The organism is Kocuria marina (assembly GCF_000786655.1).
Classification (GTDB): Bacteria; Actinomycetota; Actinomycetes; order Actinomycetales; family Micrococcaceae; genus Kocuria; species Kocuria marina_A.
Genome location: NZ_JROM01000016.1, coordinates 46,124 through 67,271, shown reverse-complemented (window position 1 = coordinate 67,271; position 21,148 = coordinate 46,124). Strand labels below are relative to the sequence as shown.

General features: G+C 70.6%; 19 protein-coding genes. All 19 read right to left on the bottom strand.

Annotated features, from left to right (window positions below; all coding sequences use genetic code 11):
• Window positions 1-5: 5 nt before the first annotated feature.
• Window positions 6-758: a DivIVA domain-containing protein gene (locus AS25_RS02995; protein ID WP_035961265.1), complete on the bottom strand. Its 753-nt coding sequence runs from the start codon at window positions 756-758 to the stop codon at window positions 6-8.
• A 132-nt stretch (window positions 759-890) separates the two neighbouring features.
• Window positions 891-1,187, bottom strand: coding sequence for a YggT family protein (locus AS25_RS02990; RefSeq protein ID WP_035961259.1), 297 nt, complete (start codon window positions 1,185-1,187; stop codon window positions 891-893).
• Window positions 1,188-1,189: 2 nt separating this feature from the next.
• On the bottom strand, window positions 1,190-1,714 hold the full coding sequence (locus tag AS25_RS02985) for a cell division protein SepF (RefSeq protein WP_035961254.1): 525 nt from the start codon (window positions 1,712-1,714) through the stop codon (window positions 1,190-1,192).
• 62 nt (window positions 1,715-1,776) lie between these two features.
• Window positions 1,777-2,592, bottom strand: coding sequence for a YggS family pyridoxal phosphate enzyme (locus AS25_RS02980; protein ID WP_035961250.1), 816 nt, complete (start codon window positions 2,590-2,592; stop codon window positions 1,777-1,779).
• On the bottom strand, window positions 2,589-3,323 hold the full coding sequence (locus AS25_RS02975) for a purine nucleoside phosphorylase YfiH/LACC1 family protein (RefSeq protein ID WP_035961248.1): 735 nt from the start codon (window positions 3,321-3,323) through the stop codon (window positions 2,589-2,591). The genes AS25_RS02980 and AS25_RS02975 overlap by 4 nt, the downstream gene beginning before the upstream one ends.
• A gap of 200 nt (window positions 3,324-3,523) precedes the next feature.
• A complete protein-coding gene (gene ftsZ / locus AS25_RS02970) occupies window positions 3,524-4,768 on the bottom strand; it encodes a cell division protein FtsZ (protein WP_035961243.1) in 1,245 nt (414 codons plus the stop codon).
• A gap of 245 nt (window positions 4,769-5,013) precedes the next feature.
• The gene (locus AS25_RS02965) at window positions 5,014-6,228 is read right to left on the bottom strand and encodes a cell division protein FtsQ/DivIB (RefSeq protein ID WP_253270452.1); all 1,215 of its coding nucleotides are present in this window, start codon (window positions 6,226-6,228) and stop codon (window positions 5,014-5,016) included.
• A complete protein-coding gene (gene murC / locus AS25_RS02960; protein ID WP_035961239.1) occupies window positions 6,228-7,634 on the bottom strand; it encodes a UDP-N-acetylmuramate--L-alanine ligase in 1,407 nt (468 codons plus the stop codon). Before murC ends, AS25_RS02965 begins: the two co-directional genes overlap by 1 nt.
• 34 nt (window positions 7,635-7,668) lie before the next feature.
• Window positions 7,669-8,802, bottom strand: a complete 1,134-nt coding sequence (murG, locus tag AS25_RS02955; protein WP_052160655.1) for an undecaprenyldiphospho-muramoylpentapeptide beta-N-acetylglucosaminyltransferase — start codon at window positions 8,800-8,802, stop codon at window positions 7,669-7,671.
• On the bottom strand, window positions 8,799-10,157 hold the full coding sequence (gene ftsW, locus AS25_RS02950; RefSeq protein WP_035961236.1) for a putative lipid II flippase FtsW: 1,359 nt from the start codon (window positions 10,155-10,157) through the stop codon (window positions 8,799-8,801). Before ftsW ends, murG begins: the two co-directional genes overlap by 4 nt.
• Window positions 10,157-11,728, bottom strand: coding sequence for a UDP-N-acetylmuramoyl-L-alanine--D-glutamate ligase (murD, locus tag AS25_RS02945; protein ID WP_035961235.1), 1,572 nt, complete (start codon window positions 11,726-11,728; stop codon window positions 10,157-10,159). Before murD ends, ftsW begins: the two co-directional genes overlap by 1 nt.
• A gap of 95 nt (window positions 11,729-11,823) precedes the next feature.
• Window positions 11,824-12,957 (bottom strand): phospho-N-acetylmuramoyl-pentapeptide-transferase, encoded by a 1,134-nt coding sequence (gene mraY / locus AS25_RS02940; protein WP_035961234.1) that lies wholly within the window; start codon window positions 12,955-12,957, stop codon window positions 11,824-11,826.
• 4 nt (window positions 12,958-12,961) lie between these two features.
• Entirely contained in the window at window positions 12,962-14,440 is a 1,479-nt protein-coding gene (locus tag AS25_RS02935) for a UDP-N-acetylmuramoyl-tripeptide--D-alanyl-D-alanine ligase (protein WP_035961232.1), read from the bottom strand.
• Window positions 14,437-16,140 (bottom strand): UDP-N-acetylmuramoyl-L-alanyl-D-glutamate--2,6-diaminopimelate ligase, encoded by a 1,704-nt coding sequence (locus AS25_RS02930; protein ID WP_035961230.1) that lies wholly within the window; start codon window positions 16,138-16,140, stop codon window positions 14,437-14,439. The genes AS25_RS02935 and AS25_RS02930 overlap by 4 nt, the downstream gene beginning before the upstream one ends.
• A 97-nt stretch (window positions 16,141-16,237) precedes the next feature.
• A complete protein-coding gene (locus AS25_RS02925) occupies window positions 16,238-18,040 on the bottom strand; it encodes a peptidoglycan D,D-transpeptidase FtsI family protein (RefSeq protein ID WP_052160654.1) in 1,803 nt (600 codons plus the stop codon).
• Window positions 18,041-18,175: 135 nt separating this feature from the next.
• A complete protein-coding gene (gene ftsL, locus AS25_RS02920; RefSeq protein ID WP_035961224.1) occupies window positions 18,176-18,796 on the bottom strand; it encodes a cell division protein FtsL in 621 nt (206 codons plus the stop codon).
• Window positions 18,793-19,776, bottom strand: coding sequence for a 16S rRNA (cytosine(1402)-N(4))-methyltransferase RsmH (rsmH, locus tag AS25_RS02915; protein WP_035961217.1), 984 nt, complete (start codon window positions 19,774-19,776; stop codon window positions 18,793-18,795). The genes ftsL and rsmH overlap by 4 nt, the downstream gene beginning before the upstream one ends.
• A 244-nt stretch (window positions 19,777-20,020) precedes the next feature.
• Window positions 20,021-20,452: a division/cell wall cluster transcriptional repressor MraZ gene (mraZ, locus tag AS25_RS02910; protein ID WP_035961210.1), complete on the bottom strand. Its 432-nt coding sequence runs from the start codon at window positions 20,450-20,452 to the stop codon at window positions 20,021-20,023.
• Between the two features lie 261 nt (window positions 20,453-20,713).
• On the bottom strand, window positions 20,714-21,136 hold the full coding sequence (locus AS25_RS02905) for an SCO2097 family morphological protein (protein WP_035961207.1): 423 nt from the start codon (window positions 21,134-21,136) through the stop codon (window positions 20,714-20,716).
• Window positions 21,137-21,148 lie beyond the last annotated feature (12 nt).

Sequence of the window (21,148 nt, the reverse complement as noted above, 5' to 3'; positions counted from 1 at the left end):
GGCGCTTACTTGGTGCCCGTGCGCTTGGTGGTCGCGGAGACGGGAGCGTCAGCGGGCTCGAGCGATCCGGTGTTGGCGAGATCGTTCAGCTGGGCGTTGAGGAAGCTCTTGAGGTTGCCGCGGTAGTCCTCCTCGAAGCTGCGCAGCTGCGCCACGGAGGCCTCGAGGTCCACCTTCTCGCGCTCGAGCGAGGACAGGGTCTCCTCCTTGGTGCGCTTGCCGTCCGCCACGAGCTGGTCCGCTTGCGCGCGGCCCTCGGTGATCAGGCGCTCACGCTCGGCCTGGCCCTGCGAGACGTAGTCGTCGTGCAGCTTCTGCGCCATGGCGAGCACCGCGGCCGCGGACTCGGCGGACTCGGTGGTCGGTGCAGTCTGCGTCGCGGCGGGCTGGGCCGACGTCGTCGTGCCCGCGCTCGGGGCCACGGTCGCCGCGGTGCTCGCGGACTGCTCGTCCGACACGCGCACGGGCTCGGACACGGTGGTCCCGGAGGTCTCGGTCACCGAGGCGGCCGGGGTGGAGGTGGTCTCCTGGACGTCCTCGGTGGACTGCGAGACCGCGGAGGTCTCCACCGCGGACTCCTCGGGACGTCCGCCCAGGGTCTCGACCTGCTTGCGCAGGGCGTCGTTCTCCTGGTTGATCCGGCGCAGTTCCACGACGATCTCGTCGAGGAAGTCATCGACCTCGTCCTGGTCGTAGCCCTCACGGAACTTGGTGGGCTGGAAGCGCTTGTTGATGACGTCTTCGGGTGTCAAAGCCATGGGATGTCCTCACTCCTCTTAATGAACTGAACCGCTCGGATCGTGACCGGGCCGCGGTGGTGACTGCCGCCGTTGCGCGGTGAATTCTGGCCCAGGATACAGCCGCGTGACCGTGACCGGTGGAAGGACCGTTCAGACCCGCAGCAGGAATCCGGCCAGGATGGCCTGCAGGATGCTGACGGCGAAGACCAGGATCAGGAACCCCAGGTCCAGCGCCACCCCGCCGAAGCGCAGCGGCGGCACGAGCCGGCGCAGCGCCTTCATGGGGGGATCGGTCAACGAGTAGATCGTGGACGCCGCCACGAGCGCCATGCCCTTGGGACGCCAGCCGCGCGCGAACATCTGCACCCAGTCCAGCACGAGGCGGCCCAGCAGGGCGATGTAGAGCACGTGGACCACGAGGTAGACGATCGACAGCACCAGGCCCATGCTCAGCCCTCGACCCGCTGGACCGAACCGGTGTCCTCGTCGATCTCGTCGGAGTGGCCCTGGTCCAGGACCTCCACGAAGGACGGGGTCAGCAGGAACACCTTGGCGGTGACGCGTTCGATGGACCCGTGCAGGGCGAAGACCAGCCCCGCCGCGAAGTCCACGAGACGCTTGGCCTCGGCCTCGCCCATGTCGGAGACGTTCATGATCACCGGGGTGCCGTCCCGGAACGCCTCACCGATGGACTTGGCGTCGTTGTACGACCGGGGATGCACGGTGGTGATGGTGCGCAATTCGTTGTCGTCCTCTCGGGAACTGGGAGCCCGCTTGATGGGGGTCACGGGGGCTCGGTACTCGGGGGACCGGCGGGCCACGGAGGTGCTGCCGGTCTCGCTCACCGCGGTCGTGGAACCGCTCGAGGCGTGCTGGGGGGTGTCCCGAGGGCGGGGGGTTTCTTCGGAGTGGTACTCGTCGTCGCTCTCGGCCAGCCCGAGATAGACCATGGTGCGACGCAGCGCTCCGGCCATATTCTCTCCTCAATCACTGAACGGACCGACTCAGGTCGGCCCGCATGTCGTCCGTCTTTACGCTACCGCACGGCGGGCCGCGGCCCGAGAACATCCGAACCGATCCGCACGTGCGTGGCCCCCGCGGCCACGGCCGCTTCGAGGTCCGCGCTCATGCCCGCGGAGATCGCCCGCGCGTCCGGGAATTCCCGCTGCATCTCCTGGGAGAGACCCCACAGTGTCTCGAAGGCCTCCCGCGGCTCGGCGCCCAACGGGGCCACCGCCATTACACCGCCCACGCGCAACCCCTCGGTCCCCGCGAGCGCCTGCGCGAGCTCCAGGACGGTGTCCGGGTGCGCTCCCCCGCGGTGACCGTCCGGCTCGGCAGCCGGGTCCAGGTTGACCTGCACGAGGCACGGCAGGTCGGCGTCGTCGCACGGGGCGGGCCGCGCGTCCCCCGCGAGGGCCGCGTCGCGGTGCGAACGCACCGCCTTGCCGAGCGCGGTGACGAGCGAGGGTCGGTCCACGGAATGCACCCAGGACGCGTACTTGACCACGTGCTTGGCCTTGTTGGACTGCAACTGACCCACGAAGTGCCACGCGGGAGGACTCACGGGAGGCTCCTGCCGGGCGAGGGTCTCGGCGACCTCCGCGGCCTTGGGCCCGGCCTCCTGGTCCTTGTTCTCCCCCACCGCGCGCACGCCGAGTTCCCGCAGGCGCAGGACGTCCTGTGCGGGGAAGAACTTGGTCACGACCACGAGCGAGGGCAGCTCGCCCCCGTGGGCGCGCTCGGGTGCGCGGCCCTCGGCCGCGTGCAGGATCCGTTGGCGCACCGCGGACAACCGTTGTGCGAGTTCCGCGGTACGGCCCGCGTCCTGCGGATCCGTGGTGGTCGTCATTCGGTGTCCCTCCCGTTGCGGGCCCACACGAGCCCCGCCAATCGCTGCGGTGTGGTGTCCCGGCGGTACGAGTACAGCGCGCGGTGCTCGAGCGTGCACCATGCCTTGCGATCCGTGCCTGCGGTCGCGACGCTCACGCCCCGCTCACGCAGCAGCGCGTCCGCGGCACCCGGCAGGTCCAGGCCGGGGGTGCCCCACGCCGTGGTGGTCGCGATTCCGGGCAGCGCGGCCTCGGCCGCCTCGGCCATCTCCGCGGGTACCTCGTAGCAGTCCCCGCACACCGCAGGGCCGATCCACGCGGTGATCCCGGTGGCACCGCGGTCCTGCAGCGCGCCGACGGTGTGCTGCAGGACCCCGTCCAACAGACCCTTGCGGCCCGCGTGGGCCACCGCGAGGACCGGCGCCACGGCGTCGTCGTCCGTGCGGCCCACGAAGACCACGGGAAGGCAGTCCGCCGTGAGGATCCCCAGGGGCGTGCCGTCCGTGCTCACGGCCGCGTCCGCCTCGGGGGCCCGTTCGGGCGCGTCGGTGCCCGTGGCGTCGTGCACCGTGGTGCCGTGCACCTGGTGCACGAAATGCACACCGCGAGCGCCGGGGCCCAGTTCGCGTTCCAGCGTACGACGCCGCTGCCGCACCACCGCGGGGTCGTCGCCCGTGTGGGTGGCCAGGTTGCCCTCGGTGGCGTCCGTGAACGCGATCCCCACGCCGTGGTGCTCGCTGCGGAACCACATGCCGCTCTCCTTCCAGTGCCGTATCCCGCGATGGGCGCGGGAACGTCGACGGGGTGGCCACCTCAGCGGTGACCACCCCGTCGTGCACCCGTGGGCCGTTCGGGCCGTGGGGTGCTCGGGCGCTGCGATGCCGCGTGCCCGCGGCCACCGGACCCGGTGTCAGTCCCCCGGAACGGTGCGCGCGACGCGCACCGCCGGACTCACTTCAGGAAGTCCGGGAAGTCCAGGGAGTCCTTGCGCCCGGAGTTGTTCGAGGACGACGGCGCGTCCGACTCCGCGGGCAGGTCGACGTCGAAGCCGGCGTCGTCGGGGATGTCGTCGTCCTGGTTCTGCCGGGACCCGAAGCCCCCGGCGGGAGCACCGTAGGACGAGCCGCCGCGCTGCGGGGAACGACCCAGACCCGAGGGCCGGGAGGCGTCCCCGCCGAAGGCCGCGCGGGTGTTCTCCGCCTGGCGCTGCGCGGGCGAGGAGTTGTTCGCGTTGGTCTCCTGGGAGACCGAGTCGAAGCCGGCGGCGATGACGGTCACGCGGGCCTGGTCCCCCAGGGCGTCGTCGATCACGGCACCGAAGATGATGTTGGCCTCCGGGTGCGCGACCTCCTGCACGAGGCGCGCGGCTTCGTTGATCTCGAACAGACCGAGGTCCGAGCCGCCCTGGATGGACAGCAGCACACCGTGGGCGCCGTCGATCGAGGCCTCGAGCAGCGGGGACGCGATCGCGAGTTCCGCGGCCTTCACGGCACGGTCCTCACCCTGGGCGGAGCCGATGCCCATGAGCGCGGAACCGGCGCCCTGCATCACGGACTTGACGTCCGCGAAGTCCAGGTTGATCAGGCCCGGGGTGGTGATCAGGTCGGTGATGCCCGAGACACCCGACAGCAGCACCTGGTCCGCGGACTTGAAGGCGTCCAGCATGGACACGTTGCGGTCGGAGATGGACAGCAGACGGTCGTTGGGGATCACGATGAGCGTGTCCACCTCGTCCCGCAGGGTCTCGATGCCGTTCTCGGCCTGGTTGGACCGGCGCCGACCCTCGAAAGTGAACGGGCGGGTGACCACACCGATGGTCAGCGCGCCGAGCGAGCGGGCGATGCGGGCCACGACGGGCGCGCCACCGGTACCGGTTCCGCCACCCTCGCCGGCGGTCACGAAGACCATGTCCGCGCCCTTGAGGACCTCCTGGATCTCCTCCTCGTGGTCCTCGGCGGCCTGGCGTCCCACGTCCGGGTTGGCGCCGGCGCCGAGACCGCGGGTCAGTTCGCGGCCCACGTCCAGCTTGACGTCCGCGTCGGACATCAACAGCGCCTGGGCGTCCGTGTTGATGGCAATGAACTCGACGCCGCGCAGACCTTCTTCGATCATGCGGTTGACGGCGTTGACACCGCCGCCGCCGATGCCGACCACTTTGATGACGGCCAAGTAGTTCTGGGGGGTTGAGGAGTCCATATGCACCTAACTCGCGTGGGCTTGCGGGAACAAGGGATGTTCGATTGGGGGTAAAGCTTCAACTTTGAGGTGAAACTCTTGAGGTATTGACACCCGCGGGTGCAATATTCCGATCAGGGTAAGGATAACAACCCCGCCCGGTTCTCCGTATCATGCTCCCACGTGTTACCGGAGTTTGCCATAAATCCCCTGGTCACGCCCAACTTTGAAGTTTCAGGGGCTGGTTTAACGATTCCGACCCGTTCTCACCGGACCACGGGGTGCAGCGGCGCGGACACGTCGATGAGCGTGGCGTCCTTCGTCGCGTCCGAGTTCACCAGGGCGGCCACGACCTGGGATTTCAGTTCGCTCTCCCCCGCGTCCCCCCACAGGACCTTCTTGCCGTCCTTGAGGGTCAGCTCCACGGCGGAGCCGGACGGGGCGTCGGCCGCGTCCAAACGGGACAGAACGTCCGCCGGCAGGGCGGCCAGGACCTCGGACACGTCGGTGAACTTCTGGGTGCTCAAGACGCCCCGGCCACCCGCCACGAGGGGCACGTCCGGGCGCTGGGCCCGGGGCACGGTGCTGAGGGGCTTGCCCTCGGAGTCCACGAGCACCAGGTTGGCGCCGTCCTCCACCACGGCGACCCCCACGCGCTCGTGCAGGTGCACCGTGATGGTGTGCGGGGGTCGCAGCACCACGTCCACCGATTTCACTTGGGGGACGTCGCCGACCGAGTCCATGATCTCCTGCTTGGAGATCCGGGTCATGGGGACTCCCTCGTACCCGGCCAGGGCCTGCTCCACCGTGCGGGGGTCCGTGAGGGTCGCACCCTGCACGTCGATCGTGCGGGTCGCGAACAACGGCGAGAAGAAGACCACGAGCGCCAGCGCCGCGAGCACCACGAGGCTCAGCAGCAGTGCGAGCAGGCGGCGGCGCCGGGCGCGCCGATGCGGGCTCGGCGGGAACGGGACCACGGTCGTGGAGTCCTCGTCGGGCTCGACCGCGGTCTCCTCGGGTGCCTCCTCGGTGGCGCGAGCGGCCCGGCGCTGGGCCCGCCACGTCGAGAACCGTCCACCGGCACTCGGCACGGCCTCGAGTTCGTCCGTGGCCACACGCGTGACCTTGGCACCGCCGTGCACGCGGACGAGGGTCTGTTCGTCCGGGGCAACGCCCATCGCGTCCTCGGGCGCGCTGCCGCGGCCGCGCGCGGACCTCGACCCACCCGAGGACGCACCGGGCGTGCGTCCCCGCGATCCCCGACCCACGGCCGACGACCCCATTCCGGTGGGGCTCGACGTCGGGAACGGGAAATCCGCGTCCCACGGGGTCGAGGCGTCCGTCCCGGTCCCGGAGATGTCAGAGATGCCGGACGGGTCGGCGGTTCCGGACGGGTCGGCGGCGTCGCGCGCGGCGGCGTCGTCCGCGTCGAACGGAGCGCCGCCCACACGGGGCTGGTGCGGAGGGACGGAGCGTGCCATCAGCGCTGCGCCAACGCGGAGAGGATCCGCGGCCCGAGAGCGGTCACGTCACCGGCGCCGATCGTCATGATCACGTCCCCGGGACGCGCACGGGCCACCACGGTCTCGATCGCCTCCTCGGCGCTCGGGGTGGAGACCACCCGGTCGTCGGAGGCGTGTCCGGTGATCGCGGCGCCGGTGATCCCCGGCTGGGGTTCCTCGCGCGCGCCGAAGACGTCCGTGACGCACGCGAGGTCTGCGATCTCGAGGGCGCGGCAGAACGCCTCCGCGAACTCCCGGGTGCGCGAGTACAGGTGGGGTTGGAACACAGCGAGCACGCGGTGACCCTGGGCGACGTCGCGCGCGGCCGTGAGCGCGGCGGCGACCTCCGTGGGGTGGTGAGCGTAGTCGTCGAAGACCCGCACCCCGCCGTCCTCGCCCTTGGGGTCGAAACGCCGTGACGAACCGTGGAACGAGCCCAGGCCCTCGGCGAGCAGGTCCGGGTCCGCGCCCGCGGCGAGGCCCGCGGTGAACGCCGCCGCGGCGTCGGCCACGTTGTGCGCTCCAGGAACGGCGAGCGTGAGCGCCACGGTGCGCCGGGCGCCGTCGCGGTCGAACGTGAGCGTGCAGGACGAGCCCGTGCCGTGCGGCGTGGCGTCCGAGACGACGACGTCCGCGGCCGGGTCCTGCCCGTACGTGAGCACGGCCTCCCCGCGGTCCCGACGACGCCGCGCGAGCCGGTCCGCGCCCGGATCGTCCGCGCACGCCACGAGGGCCCCACCGGGGCGGATGGTGTCGCAGAACGCCTCGAACGCGGCGTAGAACGCTTCCGCGCTGCCGTAGTGGTCCAGGTGGTCCGGTTCCACGTTGGTGATGATTGCGATCCGCGGGTGGTAGGTCAGGAAGGAGCCGTCCGACTCGTCGGCCTCAGCCACGAACCAGTCGCCGGAACCGAAGCCCGCATTGGCGCCGAGATCCGGGACGTGGGCGCCCACGGCCCAGGACGGGTCCATGCCCGCCGCCTGCAGGGCCACGGCGGCCATCGAACTCGTGGTCGTCTTCCCGTGCGTCCCCGCGACCGCGATCACGTTCCTGCCGTGCATCGCCGCAGCGAGTGCCTGCGAGCGGTGCAGGATCCGCGCACCCGCGGCACGTGCTGCGGCCAGTTCCAGGTTCGTCTCCTTGATTGCCGTGGAGACGACCACCGTCGCGGCGTCGGCCACGTGGGCCGCGGACTGCCCCACGAACACCGTGGCTCCCAGCGCCTCGAGCTGCCGCAACCCGGCCGAGTCCTTCGCGTCCGAACCGCTCACCGCCACACCGCGCGCGAGCAGCAACCGCGCGACCGCGGACATGCCCGCCCCGCCCATGCCGATGAAGTGCACGCGGCCCAGGCCGTGGGGATCGAGGGGTTGCTGGGTGTTCACTGGTTCTCCTGGGGACGTGGGGGGGGGAAGGTTTTCAGCGGCGGGCGTGGTCGAGGGTGAGCCGGGCCATCACCTGCGCGGCGTCGCGGACACCGTGGGCGGCAGAGGCCTGGGCCATGCGATCGAGCCGGGGAGCGTCGGTCACGAGCGGGACCACGGTCTCGCGGTAGAACGCGGCGGTGAACTCGGCGTCCCGCACGATCTCGGCACCACCCGCGGCTACGATGGAGCGGGCATTGAGTGCCTGCTCACCGTTACCGATGGGCAGGGGCACGAAAACGGCGGGCAGACCCACGGCGGCGACCTCGCACACCGTGGCCGCGCCTGCGCGGGCCACGAGCAGGTCCGCGGCCGCGTAGACCTTCTCCATCCCGTCCACGTACTCGGTCTGGACGTAGTTCGGCGCGCGCAGCAGCTCGCCGTCCGGGGTGCGCACTTCCTTGGCGCGCCCCGTCACGTGCAGCAGCTGGTACCCGTGCCGCGCGACCTCCCCCGCAATCGCGGCCACGGTCCGGTTCAGGGACTGGGCACCGGAGGAACCACCCGTGACCACCACGGTGGGCAGGTCCGGGTCCAGCCCAAGCGCCGCGCGGGCCTGCGCGCGTTCCGCGGTCCGGTCCAGCGTGGCGATCTCACGCCGCATGGGCATGCCCACGGTGCGCGCACCACGCAGCGGGGTGTCCGGGAAGGCGGTCGCCACGACGGACGCGAACCGGGCGCCCACCCGGTTCGCCATCCCGGGCTTGGCGTTGGCCTCGTGGATCACCACGGGGATCCGACGCCTCGCGGCCGCGAGGTACACGGGCGTGCACACGTACCCGCCCACGCCCACGACCACCGTGGCCTGTTGCGCGTCCAAGATCCGGCCGGCCTGGCGCACCGCGGCGGACAGCCGACGCGGCAGGCGCGCGAGGTCCAGGGACGGCTTGCGGGGCAGGGGCACGCGGTCGATCAGTTCGAGGGGTACACCGGCCTGCGGGACGAGCCGCGTCTCCATGCCGGAGGCAGTGCCCACGGCGCACACCGTGGCGTCCGCGCGCAACTGCTGCACGGCGTCGGCGATGGCCAGCAGGGGGCTGATGTGCCCCGCGGTGCCGCCACCGGCGAGCACCACGCGGGCGGATCCGGCCCGCTTTTGCTGGTGGTCGATGTCGTGCGTGGTTGTCATTCTCGTCCCTTTCCGAACCGCTGGGTCACGCGCTGCGCCCACGACGTCCGGGGGCGTTCCGGTTGCGTGGCCAGCCCGCGCTCGTAGGCCTCCTGGTCGTCCAGGATCTGGGTGCCCGATGCCGCCCCGGACCGTCCGGGACCCACACGCACCGAGCGCGGGACCCGGGCGAAGGACATGACCACGCCCACGGCCGCCATGGTCATCAGCAGCGCGGATCCACCGTAGCTGATGAAGGGCAGCGGGATACCGATCACCGGGAGCAGGCCGGTGACCATGCCCAGGTTCACGAAGGCCTGGCCCACGAGCCACGTGGCCACGCACGCGGTGGTGATCCGCACGAACGTGCTGCGGGTGCGCAACAGGATCCGGGCCATGGCCACGACCATCACGATGAACAGCGCCAGGATGATCACGGTACCCACGAGGCCGAGTTCCTCGCCGATGATCGAGAAGATGTAATCGTTGTGGGCCTCGGGCACGTAGTTGTATTTGAGCCGGGACTGGCCGAGCCCCACGCCCCACCAGCCGCCGGTGGCCAGGGCGTTGAGTCCTTGCTGTGCCTGCCAGCACGCGTCCGTGGCGCCGCACTCCCCGAACAGCCACCCGGTGATCCGGTCCAGACGGTGCGGCGCAGTGATCACGAGGAACAACCCGCCCAGGACGAGGCCGGCCGCGCCCACGAGGAAGATCTTCAGGGGTGCGCGCGCGAACCACAGTGCCGCGGCGTAGATGAGGCAGAACACGATGGCCGTACCGGCGTCCCCGCCGGCCAGCGTGAGGAGGGTGGGGACCAGGAATCCCACGACGGAGGGCCACAGGGCCGGCTTCCAGTGCTGCGCGACCGCATCTCCCTGGCGCGCGAACATCGCCGCGAGCCAGATACACAGCGCGAGCTTGGCGAACTCCGAGGGCTGGAACGACTGACCGCCCAGCACGAGCCAGTTGCGGTTGCCGTTGACCTCCCGCCCCAGGGGTGTGAACACGAGCAGGGACACGAGCACGCTGAGACCCCATAGCACCCACGCGATCCGCGTGTAGAAGTGGGGTGGCACCATCGACAGCGCGAACATCGCGATCAACCCCACGACCCCGAACAGCGCCTGGCGCGCGAACAGGGCGTACGCCGAGCGACTGTCGGAGATCGATTCCACCGCGGACGCGGAGAGCACCATCATCACGCCGATGCCGGTGAGCAGCACCACGCACCCGGCCAGGGCGTAGTAGGAGTGGAACAGCGGGCCGTCGGTGAGCTGGTGCCACCAGCGGCGCATCCTGGTGCTCAGCGCGGCGGAACGGGTCCCGGTCTCCTCGGAGTCGGTGTCCCGGGGGCGTGTGGGTGTGCGGGTGGCCATCAGAACCCCAATTCCTCGTGCACGCCGTGCATGAACGCGTTGCCCCGGTCCGCGTAGTCGGCGAACTGGTCCATGGACGCGGCCGCCGGTGCCATCAGCACGGTGTCCTTGGGTTCGGCGTGCTCGCGGGCCAGTCGCACGGCCCGGCGCATCACGGCGTGCCCGTCGCTCGGGTCGATCCCCGAATCCTCCGGCCCCGCGGATCCGGGCCAATCGGTGGTGCTGTCCAGGCCCGGGGTCGCCGCGAGGACGGGGACGCTCGGGGCGAGGCGCGAGAGCGCGTCCAGCAGAGCGGCGTCGTCGGTGCCGATCACGACGACCGCGCGCAGCCGGTCCGCGTTGCGCTCCACGAGGGAGTCGTACGTGACGCCCTTGGACAGTCCGCCCGCGATCCACACCACGGAGTCGAACGCAGACAGGGACGCCTGCGCGGCGTGCGGGTTGGTGGCCTTGGAGTCGTTGATCCAGCGCACCCCGTCCGATTCGGCCACGAGCTGGATCCGGTGCTCGCCGGGGCGGTGGGCGCGCAGCCCGTCCCGCACGGCCTCGGGGCTCACCCCGGCGGCGCGCGCGAGCGCCGCGGCGGCGAGCGCGTTGGCCACGATGTGGCGCGTGGGGATGGAGCCGGTGTCCGCGATCGAACCGATCTCCGCGGCGGTCGTGGCGCGGTCCGCGACGAACGCGCGGTCCACGAGCAGGTCGTCCACCACGCCCACCATGGACAACCCCGGGGTCTGCGTGGTGAAGCCCACCGCGCGGCAGCCCTCGATCACGTCCGCGTCCTCCACGAGCTGCTCGGCGCCGTCCTGTTCGGCGTTGTACACGCACGCGACCCGCGTGTTCTCGTACACGCGGGACTTGTCCGCGCGGTAGTTCTCGAAACTGCCGTGCCAGTCCACGTGGTCCTGGGCCACGTTGAGCACCACGGACGCCAGCGGGGACACGGAGTACGTCCAGTGCAGCTGGAAGCTGGACAGCTCCACGGCCAGGACGTCGTACTCCACGGGATCACGCAGGGCGTCCAGGATGGGCGTGCCCACGTTGCCCACGGCCACGGCCTTGAGCCCGGCGGCCTGCAGGATGGAGGCGGTCATCCCCACGGTCGTCGTCTTCCCGTTGGTGCCCGTGATGCACACCCACTCGGGGGTCTTGCGCCCCGCGCGGCGGTTCACGCGCCACGCGAGCTCCACGTCACCCCAGATCTGGATGCCCTCCTCGCGCGCCGCGGCGAGCAGCGGGTGGGTGGGCGGGAAGCCCGGGGACGTGATCACGACGTCGGGCCGGGCCCCGGCAACGTCCGGGACGTCCGTCATGGCGTCCGGCCCGAGGACGACGTCGCTCGCGCCCACGATCTTCAACGTGTCCGCGCTCTGGCGGTTGCGTTCGGTGTCCCGCGAGTCCAGGACCGTGACGAGCGCACCGAGTTCGATCAGGGTGTCCGCCGCTGCGAAACCCGAGACCCCGATCCCGGCCACCACCGCGCGCAGTCCCGACCAGGGGGCGTCCCAGCTGGTCAGCTCCGCGAGGGGGGGATCGTCCAGGACGGGGTTGTCGTTGCTCGCGTGCATCATGTCCGGTCTCTGCCTCATCCTCGTGTCGGTCGTGGGTGGTCTCGTGGGTGCCCGGCGCGCATCCCCCTCGAGAACGGAGGGTGCGCGCCGGGCGGTCAGTGCAGCGCTTCCGCGCCGGGGAACGCGCCGCCGTTGTGCAGCAACCAGTCACCGTAGAACACACCGAGCGCGGCGGCCACGAACAGACCGGCGATGATCCAGAACCGGACCACGATCGTGACCTCCTGCCAGCCCTTGAGCTCGAAGTGGTGTTGCAGCGGGGCCATCTTGAAGATCCGCTTGCCGTGGGAGAGCTTGAAGTAGCCCACCTGCAGGATCACGGACAGGGTGATGATCACGAACAGCCCGGCGATCAGGATCAGCAGCAGTTCGGTGCGCGAGAGCACCGAGAACGCCGCGAGCGCGCCGCCCAGACCGAGCGAACCGGTGTCCCCCATGAAGATCTTGGCCGGGGACGTGTTCCACCACAGGAACCCGATGAGCGCGCCCACCAGGGCCGCGGCCACGATCGAGAGGTCCATGGGATCCCGCACCTCGTAGCACGCCGCCTGGGCCACGTTCTCGCACAGGTGACCGGCCTGCCACAGGGTGATGAGCATGTACCCGCTGAACACCAGGATGGACGCGCCCGTGGCGAGCCCGTCCAGACCGTCCGTGAGGTTCACGGCGTTGGTGGTGCCCGTGGCGATCAGGTTCACCCAGATCACGAACAGGATGGCACCCACGATCGGCCCGGCGAACGCGAGGTCCACGCCGGTGTCCCGGGTCCAGGAGATCGCCGTGGAGGCCGGGGTGTTGCCCGCCTCGTCCGGGAAGAACAGCACGAGCAGGGCGAACGCGATGCCGATGGCCCCCTGCAGGGCCATCTTCCCGGCCGCGGTCAGCCCCAGGTTCTGTTTCTTGGAGATCTTCTTGAAGTCGTCCAGGAAACCCACGAGTCCCATGCCGAGCATCAGGGCCAGGGCGAGCACGCCGGACAGGGTGATCCCGCCGTTCTCCGGCCACGCGAGCACGCTGATCAGGTGGGTCACCAGGTAGGCGGCCACGACGGAGAGCAGGATGGCCACACCGCCCATGGTGGGGGTGCCGCGTTTGGTCTGGTGGGACGTGGGTCCGTCGTCGCGGATGTACTGGCCGTACCCGCGCCGGGCGAGCACCCGGATCAGGGCGGGCGTGCCGAAGATGGAGAACACGAGACCGAGCCCCGCTGCCACGAGCAATTGGATCATGGGCTCAACCCTCCTGGTGGTTCGTCTCGGTGGTGGCCTGGGCCACCCGGTCCCCCAGGTGCTGCAACCCCGCGGCGTTGGACGCCTTGAACAGCACGATGTCCCCCGGTCGCAGTGTGTTGCGCAGGTACTGCTCGGCGTGTTCCGTGTCCGGGACCCACGCCGCTTCCTCGCCCCACGACCCCTCGAGGGTCGCGGCGGTGTAGACCGGCCGGGCCACCTCCCCCACGGCCACGACGTGCGAGACGTTGAGCCGCACGAGCAACTGCCCGAGGTCCGCGTGGGCGGTGATGGACTCGTCGCCCAGTTCGAACATCCCGCCCAGCACGGCGATCGTGCGACGCGCGGGGTGCTCGTCGTCCCCGCGCCCCAGTTGGGCGAGGGTCTGCAGGGCGGCCCGCATGGACTGCGGGTTGGCGTTGTAGGCGTCGTTGATCACGGTCACGCCGTCCGGGCGTTCCGTGCGTTCCATGCGCCACCGCGAGCGGGGGCCGCGGCCCGTCAGGCCCTCGGCGATCTCCCGCGGGGGCACCCCGGCGCCGTAGGCCACGGCGGCCGCGGCGAGCAGGTTGGTCACGTGGTGCGCGCCGATCAGTTGCGAGTGCACCGGGTGGGCGGAGCCGTCCGGGAAGTGCAGGGTGAAGGCCGGGCACCCGTCCGTGCCCACCGTGACGTCCTCGGCCCACACGCGCGGGTCCTCGTGGCCCGGGTCATGGGCGTCCGGTCCCTGACCGAAGGAGATGATGCGCGCGTCGGTGCGCTCGCGCATGGGACGCACGCGGGCGTCGTCGTCGTTGAGCACCGCGGTGCCGTGCGCGGCCAGGCCCTCGACCATCTCGCCCTTGGCGCGCGCGATGTTCTCGACGCCGCCGAACTCACCCGCGTGGGCGTAGCCCACGCACAGCACGGCGCCCACGTCCGGGCGGACGGTGTCGCACAGGTAGCGGATGTTGCCGATGTGCGTGGCGCCCATCTCGATCACGAAGTACTCGGTGTCCTCGGTGGCCGTGAACACCGTGAGCGGCACGCCCACCTCGCCGTTGTACGAGTTGCGCGGCGCGACCGTGGGGCCCTGCGCCGAGAAGATCCCGTGCAGCAGGTCCTTGGTGGTGGTCTTGCCCACCGAACCCGTCACGGCCACCACGGTGACCGGGTGCGCCGCACGCAGTTGCTCGAGCACGTGGCTCGCGAGCGCGCCCATCGCGAGGACGACGTCCGGGACGACGACGCACGGGTACGGGGCCCCGGAGTCGTCGGTGACGGGCCGCTCGGTCAGGTGCAGCACCGCGCCGGATTCGGCTGCGACGGGCACGAAGCGGTGCCCGTCCGTGGTCTCACCCGGCTTGGCGACGAACAACGCGCCGGCGGTGACCTCCCGGGAATCGGTCGTGACCGAGGTGACGGTCACCGACCCGGGGTCCGGGACCCCCGCGAGCTCACCGTTCACGGCCCGCGCGAGCTGCGCGGCGGTCATGGCAATCATTGCTGCTCCTTCGTGTCCGCGTGCAACGCCGCCAGGGCGTCCCGCAGCTCTTCGCGGTCGTCCAGGGGCACGACCACGCCGTTGAAATCCATGGCGGTCTCGTGACCGCGGCCCGCCACGATGATGGCGTCGTCCGGGTGGGCCATGCGCACCGCGGTGCGGATCGCGGTCGCGCGCGGTTCGATGACCAGCACGTCCGTGGCGCGCGCACCGTTCGCCACGGCCTCGCGCGCGCCCTGCGCGACCTGCTCGCGGATGGGCGCGGGTTCCTCACCGTGGGGATCGTCGTCCGTGATGATCACGACGTCCGCCTCCTCCGCCGCGACCCGGCCCATGATCGGGCGCTTGGTGGTGTCACGCTCCCCCGTGGCCCCGAAGACCACGATCACCCGACCGCGTCCGTCCTCGGGGGTCACGGCGCGCAGCGAGCGCGCGAGCGCGTCCGGGTTGTGCGCGAAGTCCACGAGGGAAGTGGGCCGCGTGCCCACGAGCTCCATGCGCCCGGGCACGCCCGCGCTCAAAGGGTCGTGCTCGTCCAGAACGCATTGCAGGGTTTCCGGGGCCACGCCGGAGTCCAGGACCATGAGCACGGCGAGCGCCGCGTTGGCCACGTTGAACTCACCGGGCAGTCCCGTGTGCACGTCCAGCGCGCGCCCGTCCGTGTGCTGCAGCGTGAACGCGTGGCCAATGCCGCGGCGGGTCAGCGAGCGCAGCGTCCAGTCGGCGGCGTCCACCGTGGCGGTCCCGACGGGCGCGGTGCCCTCCGCATCGTTTACCTCGGGGCCGGTGGCTTCCGCGCGGGCCGCCTCCGTGCCGCGCAGTGCGACGGTCGTGACGTTCTCCGCGCCCAGGTTCTCGCGCGCCCGCTGCGCCATCGCGGCGCTCCACGGGTCCCCGTCCCCGAGGACGACGACGCCGCGGCGCGTGCGCTCGCGCGTGAACAACTGCGCCTTGGCCTCGAAGTACTCCGCCATGGACCCGTGCAGGTCCAGGTGGTCCTGGGTGAGGTTCGTGAACCCGGCGACGTCGTAGTGCACGCCGTCCACGCGGTGGAACTCGAGGGCGTGGGACGAAACCTCCATGGCGGTGGCGGTGATCCCGCGTTCACGGGTCAGGGCCAGCAGGGAGTGCACGTGCGGGGCCTCGGGCGTGGTCATGCGGGACGGGATGGGGGTGTCCCCCGCGAGGATCTCGATGGTGCCGATCAACCCGGTCGTGTGCCCCAGGGCGCGCAGGATCGAGGTGATGAAGTAGGTCGTGGTGGTCTTGCCGTTGGTGCCGGTCACCGCGAAGAGCTCCTGGCCGGTGCCGTCCGCCGGTTGGGAGTCGTAGACCGCGCGGGCCACCGGACCCACCCATGAGCGGGGTTCGGGGCTCACGAGCACCGGCAGGGTCACGCCCGCCTCGGCCGCGGCCCGCTCGCCGGCCGGGTCGGTGAGGATCGCCACGGCACCGGCCGCGGCGGCGTCGGCGGCGAATCGCGCACCGTGGACCTTGGCCCCGGGCAGCGCGGCGTAGAGGTCACCCGGCTGCACCTCCCGCGAGTTCAGGACCACTCCCGTGACGGGAGCGGTGGTCCCCGTGGGGGCGGGGACCACCCGCGCGCCCGTGAGCCGCGCGAGCTCCTCGAGCGAGTGGGCCACGGGTCGGGACGGACGCAGACTCTGCGCGTCGGTCCCCTCTTGGGCAGATGCCACCATAGAAATCCTCTTCGAACCTGTCTGTGAACGTACCCCGCTCACCCGGGCCGGTGCTCCACCGGTCGTCGCGTCTGCCATGTGCTTCTGTGTGGGAAGTTTAGTCCTGGGACTCGTCCCTGCCCGGCTGCGGCCACGTTTGCTCCAGCGCGTTCGTGGGCGTCACGCCCCGGTCCACGTTCTGCGGCACCTGCATGTCCAACTTGGGCCCCGTGGTGGTGGAGGGCGCCACGTTGAAGTGGTGCAGCACCTGGGACATGATCGTGGAGAACGTGCTCGTGACACCCAGGGTGTGCACGTCCCCCTGGGGGCGCTGCATGGTCACCGCCACGAGGTACTGGGGGTCCTCCATGGGGGCCACGCCCACGAAGGACGTCGTGTAGCCCTCGTAGCCGCCGCTCTCGCTCGGCGCCTCGGCCGTACCCGTCTTACCACCCACGCGGTATCCCGGCACGGCCGCTTCCTTCGCTCCACCCTGCGTGACCACGTTCTCCATGATGTCCAGCGTCTGCTGCGCGGCGGACTCGGAGAGCACCTGTTTGGGTTCGGGACGTTCGGGGGTCGTGACCGTCCCGTCCGGCGCGGTCACGGAGTCCACGAGGCGCGGTTCGATCTGGCGGCCCTTGTTCGCGACCGCCTGGAAGATCGACGCCGTGCGCAACGGGGTCTGGGACACGCCCTGACCGAACAACACCGTGTACTCCTGACGCGGGTCCCACTGATCCGCGGGCGCCAGGATGCCCGTGGACTCCCCCGGCAGTTCGATGCCCGTGGCGGAACCCACCCCGAAGTTCGCGAGGTTGTCGTGGCGGGCCTGCTTGTCCATCTTGGAGCCCATGATCACGGTCCCCGTGTTCATGGAGTCCGCGATGATGCCCGCGGCCGTGCGGTTCTGGGTGCCATGGTCGAACGCGTCGGTGATCTTCTCGGAACCGATCTGCAGGTACGGGGGCACGGTGATCTCCGTGGTGGGAGAGACGATCCCCCGGTCCAGGGCACCGGCCACCGTGGCGATCTTCTCCGTGGAACCGGGCTCCACGGCCTGGGTCACGGCGCGCGAACCGAGGTCGGCGGCGTCGGCCTTGCCCGGGACGTTGGGGTCCACCGAGGACGTGTCCGCGAGCGCCAGGACCTTACCGGTCTTGACGTCCATGACCACGGCCGTGCCCCATTCCGCCTTGAGCTGCTTGGCGCGTTCGCGCACGGCCTGCTCCGCGAAGAACTGGACGTCGCTGTCGAGCGAGAGCTTGACGTTCGAACCGTTCTCGGCGGCCTTCTGTTCCTGCGGGGCCACGGGGATGCGCACGCCGTCGCCGGAGATCTCGAAGCGGCGCTCGCCGTCGGTGCCGCGCAACAGGGAGTCCTGGGTCTGTTCGATCCCGCCGAGGGCCTGGTTGTCCCCGCCCAGGAACCCGACCACGGAACCGCCCAGGGAACCGTCCGGATAGCTGCGCTGGAACGTGGGCTGGCCGTAGATGTACGGCAGGTTCAACTCCCGCAGGGCGTTGTACTGCTCGGGGGTCACGCCCCGCGCTACGTAGTTGAAGCTCTTGTCCCCGTCCAGCGCGGCCTTCACGTCCGTGTCCTTCATGCCCAGGGCGTCCGCGATCTTGTACACGGCCTGCGTGGGGGTCACGGTCTCGGTGGAACCGTCCTTGTGGGGCACGGTCACGGCGGCGACGGCGCTCTGGTCCACGGTGATGTCGTAGCGCTGCAGTGTGCGGGCCAGCACCGTGCCACGGCTGTCGGTGATCTCCCCGCGCACCGCGGGGATGGACTCCACGAGCGTGCGCTGGGCGGCCGCGGCCTCGGCCCGGCCCCCGGGGTCCAGCCCCTGGACCCAGAACAGGCGGCCCACCACGAGAAGCAACAGGACCAGCAGGAAGGCGATGCCCACGTGCATGCGCGAATAGGGCCGGAACAGTCGGTTCTTGCGCGCTGACGATGCTGACACGGTCTTCCTCGATTCCTGGACTTCAGCGTGGTGGGGCCACCTCCGACGGGTTCTACTCCCGGTCCGCGGCGCGGACCGGCGCGTTCACTGGCCAGGCGCGCGCTGCGACGGCGCGGGGATGGAGCCCCCGTTGAGATCCCGGGATTCGTCGGCCTTCTGGGCCGCTTTACGCTGGGCGGTCTTCTTGTCCGCTTCTTCCTTGGCGCGCTTCTCCGCGCGTTCCTCGGCGGCGATCCGGTTCGCCTCCGCGGCGTCGGAACCCTTCATCTGCGCGGGCGGCACGAGGATGTTCTGCGCGTCCGTCTTCTCCGCGGGGGCGCTCGGGGCCGTGACGTCACCCGTGCCGAGCTGGATGCTCCCCACGTCCTTGGCCGGGACCATGCCCAGGTCGTTGGCGCGGGCGGCCAGGTTCTGCGGCGCGGAATTGGCCTCGATATCCTGCGTGAGCGCCTCGTTCTCCTGGGAGAGAGCGCGCTGCTGACCGGTGAGCTCGGTCAACTGGTACTGCCCCTGGGTGATCTGGATGTTGAGCAACAGGATGCCCACGAGAGCTGCGGCCAGGGCGAGGGTGCACATGACCACGGTGGAGACCCGGCTGCGGCGGGCCGCGCGGCGCGGCACCACGGAGAGCGGCCTACGCCCGTCCGCCCCCCGGCCCGAGGGGTCACCCGACGACGGGTGCGAGGCCGACGTCGCACTGCTCATCGCTCACTCCCTGGTCTCGTGGTCTCTCGGAGCCGCTCGACGGCACGCAACCTGGCCGAGGCGGCCCGGGGGTTGTCCCGGACCTCCTGCTCGCCGGCGCGTTCCGCCCCGCGGGTGAGAACCTTCAACGTGGGCTGGTGTTCCGGCAGTTCCACGGGAAAACCTCTGGGGGCCGTGGAACGTGCACCGCGAGTGAACTCCTGCTTGACAATTCTGTCCTCCAGGGAGTGGTAACTCATGGCGAGGACCCGCCCTCCCACCCTGACAGTTTCCACGGCGGCGGGCACGGCACGCTCCAGGACGTCGAGTTCCTCGTTGACCTCGATCCGCAATGCCTGGAAGGTCTGCTTGGCCGGGTGGCCCTTCTTGTGCTGGGCCGCGGCGGGGACCGCAGAGCGGACCACGTCCACGAGCTGGGCGGTCGTGCGCAGCGGGGCCTCGGTACGGGCAGCGACGATGGCGCGCGCGATCCGCGGCGCGAAGCGGTCTTCGCCCCAGCGGTAGATGATGTCCTTGAGCTGGGCCTCCGAGTACTCGTTGACCACGGTGTACGCGGACAGTTCCGCCCGGGAGTTCATGCGCATGTCCAGGGGGGCGTCGAACGAGTACGCGAAGCCGCGCTCGCGTTCGTCCAGCTGCAGAGAGGACACCCCGAGATCGAACAGGATGCCGTCCACCCGGTCCACGCCGGCGGTTGCGGCGGCCTGATCGATGTGGTCGTACGTGGTGTGGATGCCCGTGAACCGCTCCCCGAAGTGCGCAAGGCGTTCCCCGGCGAGGTCGAGGGCCTGGGGGTCCCGGTCGATCCCGACCACGCGCAACCCCGGGAAGCGTTCGAGCATGGCGTGGGTGTGCCCGCCCATGCCCAGGGTCGCGTCCACGACCACGGGGTGTTCGGTGCCCAGCGCCGGCGCGAGCAGGTCCAGACAGCGCTCCAGCATCACGGGGATGTGTCGTTGCTCGGCGGGGGCGTGGTCCATGCCGGGCTCCTGGTCTGTTGCGGATCGTGCGGGTACTACGGGTCGCAGGTCTCGGTGCGCACGGCACCGATGTCCTCCGGGGGCATCCTACGGTGCGCCCGGACACCAGATCCCCATCCGCCGCTCGCCCCTCGAATCCGGCCTGACTCGGGGGAAGTCGAGTCAGGACGGTGACGTGGGCGGCTGGAGATCTCATGTCCGGGGACGGCACCGGCGGGGGTCCCGCGCGGCGGTCCTCGGGTGATCAGAACAGCCCGGGTATGACCTCGTCCTCCGTGGCGGAGAAAGCCGCTTCCTTCTCCGCCAGGTACTGCTGCCAGGAGGCCGCATCCCAGATCTCGGCGCGGCTGCCCGCCCCGATCACCGCCAGTTCCCGGTCCAGGCCCGCGTACGAGCGCAGGGACGCCGGAATGGTGATGCGACCTTGCTTGTCCGGGACCTCGTCCGATGCCCCGGAGAGAAAAACGCGGATGTAATCCCTGGCCTGCTTGGACGACAACGGGGCCGCCCGCATCTGTTCATGGACCCTGGCGAACTCCTGCGCGCTGAACACGTACAGGCAGCGTTCCTGCCCTCGGGTCAGCACGAGTCCGTCCGCCAGTTCGGCCCGGAACTTGGCCGGGAGAATCAGCCTGGCCTTGTCGTCCAAACGCGGTTCGTATGTTCCGAGAAACACAGCCACCGCCTTCGAATTAGGGCCAGCCCAACCCTCGCTTCTCTACCACGCTCCACTTTACTCCACTGCCCTCCCCCGTCAACGCGCATCCCCTCCACGGCACGCCACGACGGCGCCGTCCCCGGCGCCGTCGTACCCCGCCTTTTCCGCCGCGAGCTGGGGCGCTACGGGCGGCAACGCGACCCGGACATGAAAGAACTCCCCGGCGTAGTGCCGGGGAGTTCTCGGAAGTTTTACGGCTGGGACGGCCTGTCGGGAGGCTCAGCGCTCACCCTGATTACGTTTGTCCCACTTCTCCTCGAGGTTCTGGAGGAAAGTGGAGGACTTGCGCGGACCGGAGGGACCGCGACCCGAAGGACCGCCACCGGAGGGTCCGTTCCCGGGGCCCCCGGGGTTGGCAGCGCCCTTGTCAGGGGTGGCCCGGCCCCGCACGGTGGCCACGTAGGCGCCGGCGGCCATCACGATGAAGCCCAACACGCCCACGATGATCAGTTGCAGGGCGACCCCGGCGAGCAGGACGCCCAGGCCAACCACGGCGATCACGACCCCCAGCACGACGTTGCGCATGGACCCGCGCCCCCGAACCGCTTCGGTGTGCATGGTCGACGCGAAGCGGGGGTCGTCGTCGTGCAACTGCTTCTCGAGCTGGGCGAGAAGCTGTTGTTCGTGCTCGGAGAGAGGCACGATTCCTCCTGT

Bases quoted from the DNA above. Each gene is read 5' to 3' on its own strand.
- AS25_RS02995 (WP_035961265.1), bottom strand. From the start codon at position 758: ATGGCTTTGACACCCGAAGACGTCATCAACAAGCGCTTCCAGCCCACC.
- AS25_RS02990 (WP_035961259.1), bottom strand. From the start codon at position 1,187: ATGGGCCTGGTGCTGTCGATCGTCTACCTCGTGGTCCACGTGCTCTAC.
- AS25_RS02985 (WP_035961254.1), bottom strand. From the start codon at position 1,714: ATGGCCGGAGCGCTGCGTCGCACCATGGTCTATCTCGGGCTGGCCGAG.
- AS25_RS02980 (WP_035961250.1), bottom strand. From the start codon at position 2,592: ATGACGACCACCACGGATCCGCAGGACGCGGGCCGTACCGCGGAACTC.
- AS25_RS02975 (WP_035961248.1), bottom strand. From the start codon at position 3,323: ATGTGGTTCCGCAGCGAGCACCACGGCGTGGGGATCGCGTTCACGGAC.
- ftsZ (WP_035961243.1), bottom strand. From the start codon at position 4,768: ATGGACTCCTCAACCCCCCAGAACTACTTGGCCGTCATCAAAGTGGTC.
- AS25_RS02965 (WP_253270452.1), bottom strand. From the start codon at position 6,228: ATGGCACGCTCCGTCCCTCCGCACCAGCCCCGTGTGGGCGGCGCTCCG.
- murG (WP_052160655.1), bottom strand. From the start codon at position 8,802: ATGACAACCACGCACGACATCGACCACCAGCAAAAGCGGGCCGGATCC.
- ftsW (WP_035961236.1), bottom strand. From the start codon at position 10,157: ATGGCCACCCGCACACCCACACGCCCCCGGGACACCGACTCCGAGGAG.
- murD (WP_035961235.1), bottom strand. From the start codon at position 11,728: ATGATGCACGCGAGCAACGACAACCCCGTCCTGGACGATCCCCCCCTC.
- mraY (WP_035961234.1), bottom strand. From the start codon at position 12,957: ATGATCCAATTGCTCGTGGCAGCGGGGCTCGGTCTCGTGTTCTCCATC.
- AS25_RS02935 (WP_035961232.1), bottom strand. From the start codon at position 14,440: ATGATTGCCATGACCGCCGCGCAGCTCGCGCGGGCCGTGAACGGTGAG.
- AS25_RS02930 (WP_035961230.1), bottom strand. From the start codon at position 16,140: ATGGTGGCATCTGCCCAAGAGGGGACCGACGCGCAGAGTCTGCGTCCG.
- AS25_RS02925 (WP_052160654.1), bottom strand. From the start codon at position 18,040: ATGCACGTGGGCATCGCCTTCCTGCTGGTCCTGTTGCTTCTCGTGGTG.
- ftsL (WP_035961224.1), bottom strand. From the start codon at position 18,796: ATGAGCAGTGCGACGTCGGCCTCGCACCCGTCGTCGGGTGACCCCTCG.
- rsmH (WP_035961217.1), bottom strand. From the start codon at position 19,776: ATGGACCACGCCCCCGCCGAGCAACGACACATCCCCGTGATGCTGGAG.